This window comes from Novosphingobium sp., assembly GCF_049240505.1.
GTDB lineage: Bacteria > Pseudomonadota > Alphaproteobacteria > Sphingomonadales > Sphingomonadaceae > Novosphingobium.
The window spans coordinates 1-17,224 of the sequence record NZ_JBMLSM010000136.1 but is presented as its reverse complement, the minus strand read 5'-3'; the positions used below and the strand labels follow the sequence as shown (position 1 = coordinate 17,224).

The following is a 17,224-nucleotide window of genomic DNA, read 5'->3' as shown; positions in this document are numbered from 1 at the left end:
GCGTCCTCCACAAGGAGGACAAGGCGATGGGCATCGGTGAATCGCTGAAGCTGACGGCCTTCTACATCACCATCGCACTGCTGTTCGGCGCGTGGGTCTGGGCCGAAAAAGGCGCGGACCTCGGCATGAAATACTACACCGGCTTCTTCATCGAAAAGGCGCTGTCGATCGACAACGTGTTCGTGATCAGCCTGATCTTCACCTTCTTCGCCATTCCGCCCAAATATCAGTACCGCGCCCTGCTGTGGGGTATCGTGGCCGTCATTATCCTGCGCGGTGCGATGATCGCAGGTGGTGCGGCGCTGGTCGAACAGGCTTACTGGGTGCTGTATATCTTCGCCGCGTTTCTGGTGTTCACCGGCATCAAGATGTTCTTTGCCAACGATCATGATCCCGACATCGGCAACAACCCGGTGGTCCGCTGGATCAGCAGCCACATGCGCGTGACCAAGGAACTGCACGCCCAGCACTTCTTCGTGAAAGTGCCGGACGAGAAGACCGGCAAGCTGGTCAACGCCGCGACGCCGCTGTTCCTTGCGCTGGTGGTGATCAATCTGGCCGATCTCGTGTTCGCGGTCGATTCGGTGCCCGCGATCTTTGCGATCACGACCGACACGTTCATCGTCTACACATCCAACATCATGGCCATCCTTGGCCTGCGCGCGCTCTACTTTGCGCTGGCGGCGATGATCGAACGCTTCGCCTATCTCAAATATGCACTGGCGGCGGTGCTGGTGTTCATCGGCAGCAAGATCTTCGTTGCCGACTTCCTGCTGGGAGGAGACAAGTTCCCGCCTGCGTTGAGCCTTGGCGTGACGTTCGCGCTGATTGCGGGCGGTGTTGGCTACTCGCTGTGGAAGACGCGGGGAATGCCGCTTCACGATCCAGAGCAGCCGATCGTGAAAGGCACTGTGAACTGACAAAAACCCCCTCCGTTTGCGCGGAGGGGGATTCCGATTCGATAAGTCTGACTTCGATCAGCGCCGGGTGGCGGGGCGCGGGTCTGTCCATTTGAAGGTCTTGTCGTCAACCGGGACGCCATACTGATGGCCTGACAGGCGGACGGTGGTGCGCTTGTTCTGCGAATCGAGAGCAACCCACGAATCAAGCTGAAGGCCACCGGGGGCCGCGCCGTTGCGCACGAAGATCATGGTGATCGTGCCGTATTCGGGATGCTTGGGATCGCGCACCTGCAGGCTGATCACGCCAGCATCGCCGGTGGACAGCTGCTTGGCGAACCGCGCCACATCCTTTTTCGGATCGAGCAAAGCGCCCAGCGGACTGTTGCCGATGGGCCAGCGCTGGACCTGACGCACTTCATAATCGATCATGGTCAGCGCCTTGCCATCGCCCACGATCAGCAGGGGCACGCCCTTCTGGTACTGGAAGCGGATGCGGCCGGGCTGCTTCATGGTGAGCACGCCCGAAATCGACTGGCCGGAGCGATCCGTCTGCACGAAATTGGCGCGCAGGGTGCTGATCCCGCGCAGGGCGGAGACTGCGCGTTCGACGTCGGACGCCTGAGCCTGCGCCACAGTGGGCGCGGCAAGCATGGCGGGCGTGGCCGCAGCGAGCGCAAGCGAAAGGGCCGCAACGGGGCGGCCCAGCTTTTGTGAGATAGACTTGATCGTGTTCATCGCCGTTCCTTGAGGTGTTGGCGTTGAACTCACCGTGAACCGTCCCGGTTCCTTGAACGGCGGGACTGGTTGCACGGGAAAAGCGCTAGGCGCGCCTTTACTTGATCTTCGCTTCCTTGAACTCGACGTGCTTGCGCACGACGGGATCGTACTTGCGGAAGGTCATCTTTTCGGTCGTGTTGCGCGGATTCTTCTTGGTTACGTAGAAGAAGCCGGTTTCTGCGGTCGAGACCAGACGGATCTTGACGGTGGTGGGCTTTGCCATGACTCTATCCTGAAATTTCGAGCGCGAATCTTAAAACGAATGTAGCGGCGCGTTTCCACGCCGCCGTCACAGGGGTGGGCCGTTGGGGTAGAATCACCGCGAAGTCAAGCGCGCAGAGACGGGCCTCGTCATTTGCTGGATTGGGCAGGGCATGGTAATGGTTGCATAAGTAACCATATTGACGAGATGATGCCAGCCTTAGATATTCCTGCTTTCGATTACACGCGCCTGCCGGAAATGCCGGAGGGGGTCTATACCGCGCCGCTCAAACGCCCAGAGCGGGTGGGGGAGGACTGGCTTGAACCCGCGCAGCGCCGCTACACCGACGATGAACATGCGATCTGGGACGCGCTCTACGCGCGGCAGATGGATGTTCTGCCGGGAAGGGCGTGCAGCGCTTTTCTGACCGGGCTGGAGCGGCTGGACCTTGGGCATGGCGGGGTGCCGGACTTTCAACGGCTCTCAGGCGAGCTGAACGCGCTGACCGGCTGGAGTGTGGTGCCGGTGCCGATGCTGATCCCCGATCACGTGTTCTTCTGGCATCTGGCCAACCGGCGCTTTCCGGCGGGCAACTTCATCCGCACGCGCGAGACATTCGATTATATTCAGGAACCGGACGTGTTCCACGACGTGTTCGGGCATGTGCCGATGCTGACCGACCCGACCTATGCCGACTATATGCAGGAATATGGCCGCGCCGGGTGGAAGGCGATGCGCCACAACCGCCTGAAGGCGCTGGGCGCGCTGTACTGGTACACGGTGGAGTTCGGGCTAGTGATCGAGGGTGGCGCGCCGAAAGTCTATGGCGCGGGCATTCTGTCCGGCCCGCGCGAGGCGGTGTTTGCGCTGGAAGGCGCATCGCCCAACCGGATCATGCTGAATGTCGACCGGGTAATGCGCACCGACTACGTGATTGACGATCTGCAGCCGACCTATTTCGTGATCGAGAGTTTTGCCGATCTCTATCACCAGACGGTGGAGCGCGATTTCGACCGGCTCTACCGCGGGCTGGGGCCGGGTTTCACCTATGCCAATACGGCGGTGATCGACGTGGACGATGTGCTGCAGCGGGGGACGCTGGAGTATCATCTGCGCGGCGGGCGAGGTTCGGGCGCGGTTCCTGCCTGACCACTTATGCTACGGTCTTTTCGTCGTTGCGAGGAGGCGAAGCCGACGAAGCAATCCAGAGCGGCTCTGCGCCGACTCTGGATTGCTTCGCTTCGCTCGCAATGACGAAAAAATCGGGCATGTGTTTGTAACAGACATACACAATAGAAAAAGCCCGGCACCTCCAGGGTAGTGCCGGGCTTCCTTGGCCATCAAGGCAGTGTTCCGGGAGAACCCGGAGCTTACATCTTGTCGGCCTTGTCTTCCATAGCATCAGCTTTGGCTTCGCCGGTGGCGCGAACGGCATCGGCCTTGTTCTCAAGCGCGTCTTCCGATGCGCCGCCCATTGCGTCTGCCTGATCTTCCATCGAATCAGCAGCTGCTTCCGACGATTCACGCACCGCATCTGCCTGATCTTCGGCGGCGTTTTCCTGCGCGCTGTCGCAAGCAGCCAGACCGAGGCCCATTGCCAGAACGGGCACCATCAGAGCGCCTTTGAGGAAACCTTTCATGTGCATCCCTTTCGTAAAGAAGAAAGGCGGCTCTTGCGAACCGCCTTTCTGATTTTTGTTTCTGCGATCAGCGAACCGAACCGCGACGGACGAGGTTGACGATCGCGAGAAGGATCAGCGCGCCGAGGAACGACACGATCAGCGTGCCGGCCGAAATGCCCTGCGTGATGCTGCCACCACCGATCAGCGGAGCGAGCAGGAAACCGCCCAGCAGCGCGCCGACGATGCCGACCACGATATTGAGGAAGATGCCCTGCTGGGCGTCGGTGCGCATGACGATGCTGGCCAGCCAGCCAAGAATGCCGCCGACGATGAGAAGAACGATCAGGCCCATTGTAAGTACCCCTTGAACTGTTTGCCGTAAGTGGCTCTGTGTCCGGTAAATTCAGGACAGCGCAATTCGTTCCGCATTTGCGGTGGGGTGTTGTCAGGACTTGCAATCAGTCTTGAAAAGTCAGCGCATTGCCAGCCAGATGATGGCGGCCGCTCCGGCGATGATGCGATACCACGCAAAGGGTTTGAACCCGGCGCGGCTGACATAAGCCACGAACAGGCGGATCACGGCCAGCGCCACGACGAACGAGACGATGAAGCCGACCGCAATCTCGGTCCAGCCCACGCCGCCAGCGCCCAGTGTGCCGCTCATGATCGCTTCGCGATTGTCGAGCAGTTCGAGCGTGGTTGCGCCGAGCATGGTGGGAATGGCGAGGAAGAAGCTGAACTCCGCAGCCGTGCGACGTTCGATACCCATAGCCAGCGCGCCCATGATCGTTGCGCCCGAACGGCTGACGCCGGGGACCATCGATAGACACTGCACGAAACCGACGCCGAGGGCCTGGCTGAGCGGCAGTTGTCCGATGCCGGTGAGTTCACCCGGCTTGGCGACCTTCTCGATCACCAGAATTGCGATACCGCCCACGACCAGCGCCCACCCGACGACCGACGGGCTGCCCAGCAGCACATCGATATAGTCCTTCAGCAGCAGCCCAAGGATGGCAGATGGAATGAAGGCGGCCAGAAGGTTGCGCAGGAAGCGTAAGGACATCGGTTCAAGCCGGAGCAGGCCCATGCCTACGGCCCAGAAGGTGCGCCAGTACTGTACCACCACGGCCAGGATCGCGCCCAACTGGATCACCACGTTGAACATCGCCCACTGATGTGGGTCAAAGCCGAACAGCTCTGTGGCGAGGATCAGGTGGCCAGTGGAGGATACCGGCAGAAACTCGGTAAGACCCTCGACGATGCCGAGCAGAATTGCAGTGATGATGGAATCCATGATGCCTCGTGGGTTCGCCGCAGTGCAGCATCAAGTCAAGGATTAAGCTGCCATGCCATCGAATTGCAGGCGGGCGAGGCGTGCGTAGAGGCCGTCTGCCGCGGTAAGGCTGGCGTGGGTGCCCTGTTCGACGATGCGTCCGCCATCCATCACCACGATGCGGTCTGCCGCGCGGATCGTGGCGAGGCGGTGGGCGATGACCAGCGTCGTGCGCTCTTTCATCAGCCGGTCGAGCGCGTCCTGCACGAGGCGTTCGCTTTCTGCATCGAGCGCGGACGTGGCTTCATCCAGCAACAGGATCGGCGCATCGCGCAGCACCGCGCGGGCGATGGCGATGCGCTGGCGCTGGCCGCCCGAAAGGCGTGCGCCGTCTTCGCCAAGGAATGTGTCGAGGCCTTGCGGAAGATCGCGCAGGAACTGTTCGGCATTGGCCGCGCGGGCGGCTTCCCAGATCGCTTCGTCGGTAGCGCCCCAGTTACCGTAGCGCAGATTGTCCCGCGCGGAGGCCGCAAAGAGCGTGGCGTCCTGCGGGACGAGCGCGGTGCGGGCACGGATTTCTGCGGGATCTGCGCTGGTCAGCGGCACGCCATCGATGCGGATGGTGCCGCCGTGGGGATCATAGAAGCGCTGGGCCAGAAGGAACAATGTGGACTTGCCCGCGCCCGATGGGCCAACGATGGCCACCGTCTCGCCCGGTTCGATGGTGAGGGAAAAATCGTCGAGCGCAAGCACTTCGGGACGCGAAGGATAGCGGAAAGCGACGTTCTGGAACGCGAGCTGTCCGCGTGGGGGCACCGGCAGCGCCGTGGGGCGGGCGGGCGGTGCGATGTCCGGCTCTTCGCGCAGCAGTTCGTTCAACCGACTGGCAGCGCCAGCGCCGCGCAGCAGATCGCCGTAGACTTCGGACAGGGCGCCCAATGCACCTGCGACAAGGCCGGCGGTAAGGACGATGGCAAAGATCGTGCCGCCGCTGATGGTGCCGTTGGCAACGCCGATCGCACCTTCCCAGACGAGCATGGTGATACCGCCGAAAATCAGCAGGATCACCACGGCAGTCATACCCGCGCGGATCGAGATGCGGCGCAGCGCGGTCTGGAAGGTAGCCTCGACCTTTTCACCGAAGCGGGCGAGTTCGCGGGTTTCCTGCCCAAAGGCCTGCACGATCTTCATCGCGCCCAGCACTTCGGAGACGATCACGCCGATCCCGGCGACCCGGTCCTGGCTGGAGCGCGAGACATTGCGCAGGCGGCGACCGATGACCACGATGGGGCCGACGACGAGCGGAATGCCAATGAGCAGGATCGCGGTCAGTTTTGGCGCGAGATAGAGCAGATAGCCGATGCCGCCGATGGCGGTGATGGTATTGCGCAGGGCGACCGAGACGGTGGTGCCCACGACCTGTTCGATGACCGCCGTATCCGAAGTCATGCGCGAGGCGATTTCCTTCGGACTGTTGGTTTCGAAGAACGACGGGGGCAGGCGCAGCAGATTGGCCTGCACTTTCAGCCGCACGTCAGCCACCACGCGCTCCCCCAGCCATGACACGAAGTAAAAGCGCCCGGCGGTGCCGATGGCAAGGATCAGCACGATCAGCAGCAAATACTGGAACCAGCGGCCAAGCTGATCGACATCGGCCCCTGCGGCAAAGCCCTTGTCGATGATCAGCCGAAAGCCGGACGGGATTGCCAGCGTGGCGGCGGAAGTGACCACCAGCGCGAACGCGGCAGCGGCAACATGCCCCGGATATCGCGCGGCTTCTGCCCAAATCATGCGCAGCGGGCCGAGGTTCCGGGCCTTGGCGGCCGGTTCGGCAGGCGTATCTGTTGGCGGTTCGGGCTGCTGGGTCTGCTCGTCCATGCGCCTCGCCTAGCCCAAGCCACGCCCTGCCGAAAGGGGGAGCGTTGGGTGGCCCCAACCTGACTGGATGTTTGTTGCATTGCACAAACAATCGAATCGCGGCAATCTGCCTGCAACGACTCCCAGCGCGGCGGCATTTTCCGCTGGCGGGGCAACAAACAAAAAGGTGTTCGCAGTGCTCTACAAGGCTTATGAAATCCAGCGCTCGCTGATGAATGCAGGCAGCGCCTGGGCCTCGATGATGGCCGACATGCTGACCGATCCGCGCAATCCAATGGCAGGCGTCGGCCCTTCGCAGACCATCGCCAACGCGCTCGACGTGTTCGCCCATGCCGCAGCGCCGCGTGGCAAGCCTGCTTTCGGGATCAAGGTCGTTCACGTTGATGGCCACGCCCATGCGGTGAAAGAGACGACCGTCGTCACGCGCCCGTTTGGCGATCTCAAGATGTTCACGCACGATGGCTTGCCCAAGAATGCGCCGCGCCTGCTGATCGTCGCGCCGATGAGCGGACACTACGCCACGCTGCTGCGTGGCACGGTGGAGCGGATGCTGGAACGCTGCGTCGTCTACATCACGGATTGGGCTGATGCGAAATATGTGCCGCTGGCCGAAGGCGTGTTCGATCTGGACGATTACATCGATTATCTGACGGCATTTCTCGAACATATCGGTGAAGGCGCGCACATGCTGGCGGTGTGCCAGCCTTCGGTGCCCTCGCTTGCGGCAACCGCGATCATGGGGGCCAACAAGCACCCCTGCCGTCCGGTAACGCTGACGATGATGGGGGGACCGATCGATACGCGCGAAAGCCCGACTGCGGTAAACGATCACGCGATCACCAAGCCGCACGTCTGGTTCAAGCACAACGTGATCACCACCGTGCCGGCCAACTATCCGGGCGAGGGACGCCGCGTCTATCCGGGCTTCGTGCAGCTTGCCAGCTTCATGTCGATGAACATGGCCAGCCATATGATGAGCCATTACAAGCTGTTCCAGCACATGAACGCCGGGGCGGATGAAAACGCCGACGCGACCAAGGCGTTCTATGACGAATATCGCGCGGTCTGCGATCTTCCCGCCGAGTTCTATCTCCAGACAGTAGACGTGGTGTTCCAGCGCCATGCCCTGCCCAAGGGCGAACTGGTGCACCGTGGGCAGGCGGTCGATCTTGGCGAGATCACTGACACCGCGATCCTTTGCATCGAAGGCGAGCGCGACGACATTTCGGGCATCGGCCAGACCAAGGCTGCGCTCAAGGTAACGCCGAACTTGCCCGACGAGATGAAGCAGTACCTGCTCGCGCCCGAAGTGGGCCACTATGGTATCTTCAATGGCTCGCGCTGGCGCAGCTCCATCGCGCCAGTGGTGGAGCAGTGGATCAGCACGTTCGAGAAGAAGGCCAAGGGCCGGAAGTTGAGCGTGGTGGCCTGAGTGCCTGATTCAGAAGTTTCTCAAGCGAAGCAGTATCTTGCAGTTCTGCGCGTGAGCATGCGGATTGAAGCGATCATTGCCCAGGCGGTTGAAGATGCGATGGACTTTTCCCAGTCCTTGGCGAGCCGTCGGCAGCGGCCGAGCCATGCGAAGGTGCGTTCAACTACCCATCGTCGGGGGAGCACTTCGAAGCCTTTGACCTTGTCCGAGCGCTTGATGATGTCGATTGTCCACTTCCCCATGCCGACGAGGGCGGATCGTAATTTGTCGCCTGCATAGCCGCCATCGGCGAACACGTGGCGCAACCATGGGAACCGCCTACGAACAGCGGCCAGCACATCTACGGCCCCATCGCGGTCCTGGATGTCGGCGGAGTGGACGAGGATGAAGATCAGAAAGCCGCAGGTATCGGTCAGGATGTGCCGTTTACGGCCCTTGACCTTCTTGCCCGCGTCAAAGCCCGATACTCCGCCACTTTCCGTGGTCTTCACCGACTGGCTGTCGATCACTCCAGCACTAGGCGAGGCTTCCCGACCTTCGATTTCCCGCAGGTTCATGACCAGCACCGTGTTGATCGCTTCGAACAGACCGGCATCGCGCCAGGCGTAGAAGTAACGCCGCACAGTCGACACCGGAGGAAAGCATTTGGGCAAAAGTCGCCACGCGCACCCGCTCGCGGCAATATACAGCATCGCGTTCAGGACTTCGCGCATGTCTGCCGTTCAAGGTCGCCCTCCACCCCTTGCCGGAGGCAGGAATGGCGCTGTCAGCGCCCACTCCGCGTCGGTCATATCCGATGGATATCGCAGTCCCTCCCGGCTATGCTCGCGCCGGGCAATACCAGTCCATGTCACCATTCACTCCTTCTCTTCGCAAAGAGGCGTGAATCACAACATGCTGGTATTGCTCAACAACTTTCGGATCAGGCTCTGAGGAAAAAAGGCGAGGCCGACCGGTGGCATGTCGATCGGCCTCGCTCCCCCCCCAACCCGCGCCTGCTGGCGCTACCTTCCCCGGTTGCGACGCCGAAGGAACCGATTTCAGGTTTCTGCCGATTCAGGTTGATGGTCGGCCAACAGATATGAGGCTGTTTCCTCGGCGACGAGGGGTATTGCCGGGGCGGTGTCTGCTGTTGCCCGAGCTTCGAATGAAACCTTAGGCGCATCTTCAATGAAAAGACCAGCGGGGAACGCGCGCCACTGCCGCGCCCGATCACGTTCGACAAGCTGGCCGCAGTGCTTGCAAGTGGCGAAAAGGCCGACGCCGAACCCCCCGGAGGCTGAGCGCCTGACCTTTATTGCCGAGTGATAGTTGAATCGGCACAGCGCATGTCGACGCCTGATAGCCGTAAACATATTCTCAGGCAGCAGCCGTGCCATAAGTTCGACCAGATCGCGCTTCGTCATCTTTCGTGCTCACTCAAATTGTAAGGTTCCATCACGGACTGACGAGCTTGAGATGTCGTCCAATTGGCGGCGATTTTTCTTGTTCCAAAAAATCCTTCCGATCTGCTAGGAACTTGAGATACGCACTGAGAACAGACAGGGCATAGCAATCTGATTTACAGTAATAGACAGATAGAGGATTTTTCACCGAATTATCGGTAAATATATAACTTCTTGCCATGTTGAATGTCATGGCGACTTGGACATCATCGGGTATTAGAGCGATTAGAGCGCTTTCATGCAAACCATCTTTTAAAAGGTCTAATGATCTGGATTTCTGCTTATCCAAATCAATTCCGAACTCGCACTCTATGACATATGGCAGGACATCTATTATCCGTGCGGTAACGTCCGGGATTTCAGATGCGGAAATTTCCTCGCATAGGTCTGCGAAATCTCGAACATAATCTGCGCCAAACGATATCTTCATTTGGAAAATCCGCTATTATCATCTTCAAAAACAAGCGCATATGAGCCTGGATTGGCATATTCGATCTGCCATCCTTCGCGGAGTTTCGTCCGTATCTTGGATGTCAGCACCCGCAGCGATGAACGGGTAATCATTTTTGCCCCGGTCGTATTGCACAGCGTTGAAATGCTTACATGATTTGGCGATTGCTCAAGCAGAAGGCTGCAAATCGCCTGTTCTCGGCGGGTAAGCGCTGTAACCGTGATTTTGGACTCATCGAGAAAGCATCGATTCTGCGGCTTTTGCGACACATGAAGGGCTGTAGTTCTGTATCGATTGACCAGGCTGACTGCGCGCGCCTGTGCCTCGGGGATCGGCATTCTTGGGTCACACACTTCATCGAACCCAGCGTTTAAAAGGGCCGCCCGTTCGCGTGGCGTGGTTGCCGGCATTACTGCAATCTTGGGTTTTGAATGCAGGAGAGGTCGATAAAGCCGGAGCAATTGACGCAATCGCCTCATGTCGTTGCCGGCAACCACAAGAATGTCGAAATCATTGCCTGCAGGACTGATGTCAGCAATGTAGCTTTCTGAAACCGCAGTGAATGTTTGGTTCGGAAAGCACAGTTCCATCCAGTTCAGTTGTGGCAGGTTGTTGCCGTCACCGAACAGCGCGGCGCGCGCGCGGATGTCTCTGACGTTTAAGGTTGCCCAATCAGGCTGAAAAAATAGCGATGACCGCTTGAGGGTCGCTTCGCAATCTTGTCGCACAATCGTTTGCATTGCAAACTCGGCAAGCGCCGTTGCTGCGTTGCGCATATTTGTTCCCACTCCATCAGCCTGTCGCACGTCCAAAATGGATGCGACAGTCTGGTTCGCCCATGACCGAATTAAGCGAGGGCGGATAAAGTAACAAGTCGTGCAAAAGGTTAATGTAAAAATGACATTGGATTATATAAAATTGCGATATGCGTATGACCTTATGGGAAAAATCCGAGTTTCCACGTTGCCTGCACTGTAGGTAGCATTTGGTAAATTGTGTAGTAGGGAGATGTTTTTCGAATAATTCAAAATTTTATTTCAATAAATGTTGATTAACGCCGGGTTAATGCTAATTTATGGAGCGTTTTTCTATAAAATAATGCTGGTTCGCCAAGGTATAAAAACTAAATCCGCAGATATATTTTGATCATTTTTGATCAAAGCGCCTCCAAAGTGGATGTTTGTGCTATTGCGGAACCGCTTCCATCTGTGATCGTGATCACACCTTATCGCTCGCGGTAGGCATAAGCTAAGTTCACGCCGACATGCGCCGCCGCCCAACGCCACGCCTCAAACTGCCGGTAAAGGGGCGTTAAAAATTCACGGATTCGCTTTCCTGCCCCAAAGGACAGGGTGAGGCGCGCTTCGGGCAATCACACGAAGAACTGGCTGACCCATTCGCACAGCAGGGCAGGCTTGTCCTCGCCTTCGATCTCGACGGTGATTTCCATTGTCTGCTGCCATTGGCCGGGGCGCTTTTCTTCCATTTCGAGTAGTTTGAAATGGCCGCGCACGCGCTTGCCCACGCGCACCGGTGCAAGGAAGCGGGTGCGATTGCCGCCGTAGTTGACGCCCATCTTGATGCCTTCGGGGCGCGGGCAATCGCTTTCCATCGTCAGCAGCGGGATCAGCGACAGGGTGAGAAAGCCGTGTGCGATAGTTCCGCCGAAGGGGGTGAGCTTCGCCTTTTCGGGATCGACGTGGATGAACTGGAAATCGCCGGTCGCCTCGGCGAACTTGTTGACCCGTTCCTGCGTGATTTCCACCCATTGCGATGAGCCGACGACCTGACCGACCATTTGCTCGATCTCGTTGGCGGGGATGAACCGGGTCATGGCGCGATGCTCTCCTGTTTGCTCTTTGCCCTATTTGCTCTTTGCAAGGCAGGATGGCGACAAGCCCGATGATGTGCAAGCGGGTTTAAACAGGCGGTTAAGCGGTTGCGGGCGCGCTTGCCATGCTGCGCGATTTGCGGAACGGTTCGGGCTGAGCCGCCTTCACGCGCTGGATATAGGCCCACAGCCCGCATTGCAGGCCGACCAGCATGTAGCAGAAGGGCTGGAAGGCAATGCCGACGAAGGTAGAGCCGACAAGGTAGATGACCTGTGCCTGCTGCAAGGCTTCGGCCAGAGGAGAGACCCAGCGGAACGCTTCGGCTTCTTCCTTGCGGAAACGGCGCCTGAGCACTTCCATCTGCCACAGGCCCAGCAGGTGCAGCGCCAGCCACATGAAAAGGCCGGGCCAGCCCTGTTCGCCCAGCATCTCGAAATAGCTGGAGTGATAGGCGCGCGCCTGATCCACCACCGGGCGATATTCAAGCGCGGTGTTGTTGTCGCCAGCGTTCTCGGCGGTGACGGCGTTGTATTCCAGCTTGTTCTGGCGATAGGCGTCAAAGCCGCCGCCAAACGGGCGATCCTTCACGAAATCCAGCGTCCACATCCACACGGCTACGCGGGTCGAGGCGGATTCATCGGACTGGTGATTGCCGATGGTGTTCATCCGCGCCACGAATTCTGCCGGGAGCAAGGGCAGGGATATGAGCGCGCCTGCCCCCATCAGCGACAGGATCAGCATCCGCCGCTTGGCCGTGCGCAGGATCAGTGCGGCCAACACCACCACGCAGACGAGGCCGGTACGCGCGCCGGTGCCGATGGGCATGAGCGCACATGAAAAGCACAGCGCCCAGGCAAACGCCTTTACCCGCCAGTCAGGCGGGAAGATCGTGCCGAAGCGCGCGAGCCACAACGCCAGCGGGATCACCGCGATCGAGACGGCCGAGATGATCGAGCTTTCATAAAGCCCGGTGTTGTTGTCCACCAACAGGCGCAGTGTGCCATAGCCGCCGCCGCCCGTGATCGTCTTGATGCCGCCGCCGATCACGATCACCCCGATGGACAGCACCATGACGAGCGTCAGCGCCTCGATCCGCAGGCGCGTGCGCAGGGTGAGAGGCAGGAACATCGCAAAGATCAGCGCTTTCCACACCCAGGACCATTTCTCCGCCGCTTCGAGCGGGAAATCGGCCTGCTGCGTGGTCATGCCGCAATAGATCAGCAGCATCAGCATCAGGAACTGGCGCAGCGAAAAGCGGGTGCCGTTCTTGTCCTCCGCCACGAACCATGCGCCGAACGCACAGATGAAGGCGATCAGCGAAACCGGGATGTGGCTGAGAATCCCCCAACTGACCTTCTGCGGCGAAACCACGTCGATATAAGTATAGGCCAGCACGAAGATGAACGGACGGCGGAAGCCCGCGCCGATGAAGGCCAGCACGAAGCTGAGCAGGAACAGGTCAAGCATCGGCGTCGCCAGACGTTTGTTGTCGTCGGTTGCGGAACGGCGCGCGGCGGCTGGGCAGTGAGGGATCGTCATCAAGATCATCGCGCTTCAGCAGCCGCCAGACGGCAAGCGCCATCAGGAAATGCGGGAGGAAGACGGTGAACTTGTCGATCATGGTGCAGACGCGGTTAGACCATCGGGGTTGACGCGGCGTTAAGGCTTGTCTGGCAGGAAGCGGGCGATGACCCGCGTGCTTCATGTCCTTGACCATTCGCTGCCGCTGCACAGCGGCTATACCTTCCGCACCCGCGCGATTCTCAAGGCGCAGCAGGCGATGGGGCTGGAAGTGCGCGGGGTGACCGGGCAGCGGCACAGCGCAGCGCTTTCCGGCGATCCTGAAGAGGTTGACGGCCTGCTGTTCCACCGCACGCCCGGCGTGGCTCAAGGCTTGCCGCTGGTGCGTGAATGGGGCGAGGTGGCCGCGCTGACCGAGCGGATCGTGGCGCTGGCGCAGGAATGGCGGCCCGATGTGCTTCATGCCCACTCGCCCGCGTTGTGCGGCCTTGCGGCGGTGAGGGCCGGGCGGAAGCTGGGTATTCCCGTGGTCTACGAAATCCGCGCTTTCTGGGAAGACGCTGCGGTCGGCAACGGCACAGGGCGCGAAGGTTCGGCAAAGTACTGGCTGACGCGCGTACTGGAAAACGATGTGGTCAGTGGCGCGGACCGGGTGGTGACGATCTGCGACGGGTTGCGGCAGGATCTGATCGCGCGGGGTTTTGCGCCCGAAAAGATATCGATCATGCCCAACGGCGTCGATCTGGCGATGTTTGGCGATCCCCTGCCGCGCGATGCCGCATTGGCAAGTGAACTGGCCTTGGGCGACGGGCCGGTGATTGGCTTTCTCGGCAGCTTCTATCCCTATGAGGGATTGGACGACATGATCGCGGCCATGCCTGCCATCGTGGCGAAGGTGCCCGATGCCCGGTTGCTACTGGTGGGTGGTGGCCCCGCCGAAGCGGAACTGCGCGCGCAGGCGGCGGCAAGCACTGCCTCGGAAGCGATCCGCTTCGTGGGCCGGGTGCCGCATCATGCGGTGGACCGCTATTACTCGCTCGTCGATGTCGTCTGCTACCCGCGCAAGGCTATGCGCCTGACCGAACTTGTCACCCCGCTCAAGCCGCTGGAGGCGATGGCGCAGGGGAAGCTCGTGGCGGCGTCGGACGTGGGCGGGCATCGGGAATTGATCCAGAATGGTGTAACCGGCACGCTCTTTGCGCCTGATGACCCTGCGGCGCTCGCGGCATCAATGGCGGATTTGTTGCGCAATCGCGCGGGTTGGGGCGCTCGGCGCGAGGTGGCCAAGCGCTTTGTGCGTGAGAGCCACGACTGGGCGATCAACGTCAGGCGTTATCATCCCGTTTACCAAGTCCTGTTACCCACTTTGAAAGTGCCCGCAGTGGCTGCCTGAACGGCGCTGCTTGCGGACCATGACGAAGCCGGGGATCAACCGGGAAGAGAGCAGGACGTAACGCCAGTGACCGTGACCAAGCGCAAGCCAAAGCCCATCACCGCGCACCCGATGTTCCCGGTCGTGACCGCCTTGTGGTTCGCGGCTTTCCTCAGCCTTGGCAGCTTTGCGGTTGCGCCTGCCCTGCTCGAAGGGCCGGTCGTCGCACTCGGTATTCCCGAAATCCTGCCTGCCGCGCAGCCGCCGCTTGGCTTTACGGTGCGTGCGCTGGTGGCCATCGTGATGATGGGCGTGGGTGGCTTGATCGGTTATCTGATCGGTCGCCATCTCGCACGGGACAAGCAGGAGGTGCCCGTGCGCACCCGTGCTTTCGGACGCGTCGAAGCTGGCGATGTCGAAATGCCGCAGCGGGTGAACATCAAGTCGGCCAATCACCGCCGCCCGCTCAATCCCATCGAAGATCTGGGCGAGCCGTCGGTGGTGGGCGAATTCACGCTGACCAACGAACTTCCCGCCGATGGCGTCGCTCCCTTTGCCGAGCCGGTGCCCGCTATCGTCGAAACCGCACATTTGCCTTGGGATGACGATTTCGGTTTCGACCAGCCTGCCATCGGGCATGAGGAGGCGTGTGACGAAGTGCGGGCCGAAGATCCGCTCGCGCTCGACCTTCTGCTTGATGACGCCGCTGTGGTGTCGCACGAGGAGATGGCCGATGGGCAGGACGGCGATGCGCATCAGCCCTTTGCTGAAACCGCCGAGGCTGTTGCTGAAGAAGAAGCAGTCGTGGACTATGCTCTGGCGGTCGAACTGCCTGCCTGTGACGAAATTCCTGCGCCATCCGCCCCACTGATCAAGGCCCCGCTGATGCAGGCGCCGGCTGCCGCAAGCCTGCCGCTGGCGCGCACGCCGCTGGATGATCTGGGGCTGGTGCAACTGACTGAGCGTCTTGCTCTGGCCATCGGCCGTCGCAGCGCCCGTGCCGCTGCTGCAACACAGGCCCCGGTTGCGCCTTATGCAGTGCCCGCTGCCGAACCTTTTGCAGCACCTGTCGCCAGCGAAATAGAGCCTGAACTTGCGCCGGAAGAAGTCACCCCCTTTGCTGTGGCTGCTCCTCGTCCGGCCCCGGCCATCGCCCGCTTTCATTCGGCCCAGGCCGATGCCGATGCTGCGCCGCAGGTGTCGGAACTGTCCACCGAGCGCGTTGTTCAATTGCGCCCCGCCGCGCTTCAGCCTTTCGTGCCCGAAGCCGATGTGTTCGATGAAGATGACGTGCCCGGTCTTGACCGCTTCCTGCGTGTACCGGCCCCGGCCCAGACGTTCGAGCCTGCCGCCGATCTGGAAAGCGAGGCGCTGGACGCCGATGTGCTGGAGGAAAACGACGACGAGGACGTTGCAGTCTGGAATGGCAGTGATGATGATGCCGAAGTGGTCGAAGAGCGCTACCCCTCGCTGCTCGATATGGGCACGGGTAGCCATCGGACACAGGCCCTGCGTCTTTCGCATGACGAAGACGAAGACGGCGAAGCAGTAACCGATGAAATGGAGCCGGTTGTCGTGTTCCCCGGTCAGTCCTCGCCACTGCACAGCGCTCCCCGCCCGTTCGATGGCCCTGCAGGGGGGGCCGCTCCTGCGGCATCGGTGCCGTCGTCAATCGTGGCAGTGGCAGGATCGCCGCTTGCCGCGCCGGGAAGGGCTGCTCCTTCAAGCCCGCTAGATCCCCTGGAGGAAGCGGCATCAGCAACCGCCGGTGTGGTGGCCGATGCCGAAGAGGCTGACCGCGCCCTTCGCGCTGCCCTTGCCACTTTACAGCGGATGACCGCGCAGGGGTGAAGCCTAGCGCATAAGGCCTGTCCGAAAGGGCAGGCTAACACCTGACCGTGGCCCCCTAGCGTTGCCTAGGTGTCACGGTTTTCTGCCGATAATGTCAGGCAAACCGCACATTCTGCCATGTCGCAACCGTATTTCCGGCATTAAGCGTCCGGTTGATCGTCCTGCGCGGTTGCAAAATAACTTTCCTGCAGTCATGGGGGCAGTTCGCGCAATTTTCGTCGCTTTTCCGCGAGGGTGATTCGCGCGCATTGCCTCTTTTTGGATGTAGGACGATCATCGAGATGGGATTTCCGCCGGTTCAGGGCCTGTACGATCCGCGTAACGAACATGATGCCTGTGGCGTGGGCTTCATTGCCCATATTAAAGGCCAGAAAAGTCATGCCATCGTGGATCAGGCGCTGGAGATTCTGCGCAATCTCGACCATCGCGGCGCGGTGGGCGCTGATCCGTTGCTGGGTGACGGCGCGGGCCTGCTGATCCAGATTCCCGACCAACTTTTCCGCAAGTGGGCCGCGTCCGAAGGCCGTGAACTGCCGCAGCCGGGCGACTATGCCGTTGCCATGTGCTTCCTGCCGCAGGACGAAGCTGCGCGCCTGTTCGTGACCGAGTTTTTCGAGAAGTTCATCGCCAAGGAAGGCCAGGAACTGATCGGCTGGCGCGACGTGC

At 60.5% G+C, this 17,224-nt stretch carries 18 protein-coding genes and 1 pseudogene; 6 read left to right on the top strand and 13 right to left on the bottom strand.

What is annotated here, in order from left to right; translation table 11 throughout:
- Positions 1–920, top strand: a 920-nt coding sequence (locus tag ACOVQ0_RS11470) for a TerC family protein (protein ID WP_421884475.1), incomplete at its 5' end; no start/stop codon positions are given.
- Positions 921–977: 57 nt separating this feature from the next.
- Here the strand turns inward: ACOVQ0_RS11470 and ACOVQ0_RS11465 are convergent.
- Complete coding sequence (locus tag ACOVQ0_RS11465; protein ID WP_421884473.1) at positions 978–1,637, bottom strand: LolA family protein; 660 nt, start codon at positions 1,635–1,637, stop codon at positions 978–980.
- 97 nt (positions 1,638–1,734) lie between these two features.
- Positions 1,735–1,902 carry a 50S ribosomal protein L33 gene (gene rpmG / locus ACOVQ0_RS11460; protein WP_168850840.1) on the bottom strand — a complete coding sequence of 56 codons (168 nt, stop codon included), beginning with the start codon at positions 1,900–1,902 and terminating at the stop codon, positions 1,735–1,737.
- A 237-nt stretch (positions 1,903–2,139) separates the two neighbouring features.
- Between rpmG and phhA the strand changes: the two genes are divergently transcribed.
- The gene (gene phhA / locus ACOVQ0_RS11455; protein ID WP_421884481.1) at positions 2,140–3,030 is read left to right on the top strand and encodes a phenylalanine 4-monooxygenase; all 891 of its coding nucleotides are present in this window, start codon (positions 2,140–2,142) and stop codon (positions 3,028–3,030) included.
- Between the two features lie 221 nt (positions 3,031–3,251).
- On the opposite strand, the gene ACOVQ0_RS11450 is transcribed toward phhA, so the two are convergent.
- The 4 genes from ACOVQ0_RS11450 to ACOVQ0_RS11435 all read right to left on the bottom strand — a co-directional run bounded on the left by ACOVQ0_RS11450 (position 3,252) and on the right by ACOVQ0_RS11435 (position 6,654).
- On the bottom strand, positions 3,252–3,521 hold the full coding sequence (locus tag ACOVQ0_RS11450) for a hypothetical protein (protein WP_421884471.1): 270 nt from the start codon (positions 3,519–3,521) through the stop codon (positions 3,252–3,254).
- A gap of 67 nt (positions 3,522–3,588) precedes the next feature.
- Entirely contained in the window at positions 3,589–3,855 is a 267-nt protein-coding gene (locus ACOVQ0_RS11445) for a GlsB/YeaQ/YmgE family stress response membrane protein (RefSeq protein WP_168850838.1), read from the bottom strand.
- Positions 3,856–3,975: 120 nt separating this feature from the next.
- Complete coding sequence (locus tag ACOVQ0_RS11440; RefSeq protein WP_421884468.1) at positions 3,976–4,797, bottom strand: undecaprenyl-diphosphate phosphatase; 822 nt, start codon at positions 4,795–4,797, stop codon at positions 3,976–3,978.
- A 42-nt stretch (positions 4,798–4,839) separates the two neighbouring features.
- Complete coding sequence (locus tag ACOVQ0_RS11435; RefSeq protein ID WP_421884464.1) at positions 4,840–6,654, bottom strand: ABC transporter transmembrane domain-containing protein; 1,815 nt, start codon at positions 6,652–6,654, stop codon at positions 4,840–4,842.
- Positions 6,655–6,829: 175 nt separating this feature from the next.
- Here ACOVQ0_RS11435 and ACOVQ0_RS11430 point away from each other — a divergent pair, with 175 nt between their 5' ends.
- Positions 6,830–8,086 carry a polyhydroxyalkanoate depolymerase gene (locus ACOVQ0_RS11430; protein ID WP_421884478.1) on the top strand — a complete coding sequence of 419 codons (1,257 nt, stop codon included), beginning with the start codon at positions 6,830–6,832 and terminating at the stop codon, positions 8,084–8,086.
- Between the two features lie 20 nt (positions 8,087–8,106).
- Here ACOVQ0_RS11430 and ACOVQ0_RS11425 read toward each other — a convergent pair.
- The 7 genes and pseudogenes from ACOVQ0_RS11425 to ACOVQ0_RS11395 all read right to left on the bottom strand — a co-directional run bounded on the left by ACOVQ0_RS11425 (position 8,107) and on the right by ACOVQ0_RS11395 (position 13,435).
- Positions 8,107–8,943: pseudogene (locus ACOVQ0_RS11425) on the bottom strand (IS5 family transposase).
- Positions 8,944–9,126: 183 nt separating this feature from the next.
- Positions 9,127–9,492: a hypothetical protein gene (locus ACOVQ0_RS11420; RefSeq protein WP_421884460.1), complete on the bottom strand. Its 366-nt coding sequence runs from the start codon at positions 9,490–9,492 to the stop codon at positions 9,127–9,129.
- Positions 9,493–9,523: 31 nt separating this feature from the next.
- Positions 9,524–9,961, bottom strand: coding sequence for a hypothetical protein (locus ACOVQ0_RS11415; protein WP_421884458.1), 438 nt, complete (start codon positions 9,959–9,961; stop codon positions 9,524–9,526).
- Positions 9,958–10,758, bottom strand: coding sequence for a hypothetical protein (locus ACOVQ0_RS11410; RefSeq protein ID WP_421884456.1), 801 nt, complete (start codon positions 10,756–10,758; stop codon positions 9,958–9,960). Before ACOVQ0_RS11410 ends, ACOVQ0_RS11415 begins: the two co-directional genes overlap by 4 nt.
- Before the next feature lie 596 nt (positions 10,759–11,354).
- On the bottom strand, positions 11,355–11,816 hold the full coding sequence (locus ACOVQ0_RS11405; protein ID WP_421884453.1) for a MaoC family dehydratase: 462 nt from the start codon (positions 11,814–11,816) through the stop codon (positions 11,355–11,357).
- Positions 11,817–11,913: 97 nt separating this feature from the next.
- Positions 11,914–13,281, bottom strand: coding sequence for a putative O-glycosylation ligase, exosortase A system-associated (locus ACOVQ0_RS11400; protein WP_421884450.1), 1,368 nt, complete (start codon positions 13,279–13,281; stop codon positions 11,914–11,916).
- On the bottom strand, positions 13,274–13,435 hold the full coding sequence (locus tag ACOVQ0_RS11395; RefSeq protein ID WP_168850833.1) for a hypothetical protein: 162 nt from the start codon (positions 13,433–13,435) through the stop codon (positions 13,274–13,276). The genes ACOVQ0_RS11400 and ACOVQ0_RS11395 overlap by 8 nt, the downstream gene beginning before the upstream one ends.
- Positions 13,436–13,501: 66 nt before the next feature.
- On the opposite strand from ACOVQ0_RS11395, the gene ACOVQ0_RS11390 reads away from it, so the two are divergent.
- The 3 genes from ACOVQ0_RS11390 to ACOVQ0_RS11380 form a co-directional block, all read left to right on the top strand.
- A complete protein-coding gene (locus ACOVQ0_RS11390) occupies positions 13,502–14,728 on the top strand; it encodes a TIGR04063 family PEP-CTERM/XrtA system glycosyltransferase (RefSeq protein ID WP_421884447.1) in 1,227 nt (408 codons plus the stop codon).
- Positions 14,729–14,794: 66 nt separating this feature from the next.
- Positions 14,795–16,558, top strand: a complete 1,764-nt coding sequence (locus ACOVQ0_RS11385; RefSeq protein WP_421884444.1) for a hypothetical protein — start codon at positions 14,795–14,797, stop codon at positions 16,556–16,558.
- A 281-nt stretch (positions 16,559–16,839) separates the two neighbouring features.
- A partial coding sequence (locus ACOVQ0_RS11380; protein WP_421884441.1) for a hypothetical protein occupies positions 16,840–17,224 on the top strand: 385 nt, incomplete at its 3' end.

Excerpts from the sequence above, each read along its gene's own strand:
- ACOVQ0_RS11465 (WP_421884473.1), bottom strand. The coding sequence starts at position 1,637 with ATGAACACGATCAAGTCTATCTCACAAAAGCTGGGCCGCCCCGTTGCG.
- ACOVQ0_RS11390 (WP_421884447.1), top strand. The coding sequence starts at position 13,502 with ATGACCCGCGTGCTTCATGTCCTTGACCATTCGCTGCCGCTGCACAGC.
- ACOVQ0_RS11415 (WP_421884458.1), bottom strand. The coding sequence starts at position 9,961 with ATGAAGATATCGTTTGGCGCAGATTATGTTCGAGATTTCGCAGACCTA.
- ACOVQ0_RS11445 (WP_168850838.1), bottom strand. The coding sequence starts at position 3,855 with ATGGGCCTGATCGTTCTTCTCATCGTCGGCGGCATTCTTGGCTGGCTG.
- ACOVQ0_RS11405 (WP_421884453.1), bottom strand. The coding sequence starts at position 11,816 with ATGACCCGGTTCATCCCCGCCAACGAGATCGAGCAAATGGTCGGTCAG.
- ACOVQ0_RS11395 (WP_168850833.1), bottom strand. The coding sequence starts at position 13,435 with ATGATCGACAAGTTCACCGTCTTCCTCCCGCATTTCCTGATGGCGCTT.
- rpmG (WP_168850840.1), bottom strand. The coding sequence starts at position 1,902 with ATGGCAAAGCCCACCACCGTCAAGATCCGTCTGGTCTCGACCGCAGAA.
- ACOVQ0_RS11435 (WP_421884464.1), bottom strand. The coding sequence starts at position 6,654 with ATGGACGAGCAGACCCAGCAGCCCGAACCGCCAACAGATACGCCTGCC.
- ACOVQ0_RS11450 (WP_421884471.1), bottom strand. The coding sequence starts at position 3,521 with ATGAAAGGTTTCCTCAAAGGCGCTCTGATGGTGCCCGTTCTGGCAATG.
- phhA (WP_421884481.1), top strand. The coding sequence starts at position 2,140 with ATGCCGGAGGGGGTCTATACCGCGCCGCTCAAACGCCCAGAGCGGGTG.
- ACOVQ0_RS11400 (WP_421884450.1), bottom strand. The coding sequence starts at position 13,281 with ATGCTTGACCTGTTCCTGCTCAGCTTCGTGCTGGCCTTCATCGGCGCG.
- ACOVQ0_RS11410 (WP_421884456.1), bottom strand. The coding sequence starts at position 10,758 with ATGCGCAACGCAGCAACGGCGCTTGCCGAGTTTGCAATGCAAACGATT.
- ACOVQ0_RS11420 (WP_421884460.1), bottom strand. The coding sequence starts at position 9,492 with ATGACGAAGCGCGATCTGGTCGAACTTATGGCACGGCTGCTGCCTGAG.
- ACOVQ0_RS11440 (WP_421884468.1), bottom strand. The coding sequence starts at position 4,797 with ATGGATTCCATCATCACTGCAATTCTGCTCGGCATCGTCGAGGGTCTT.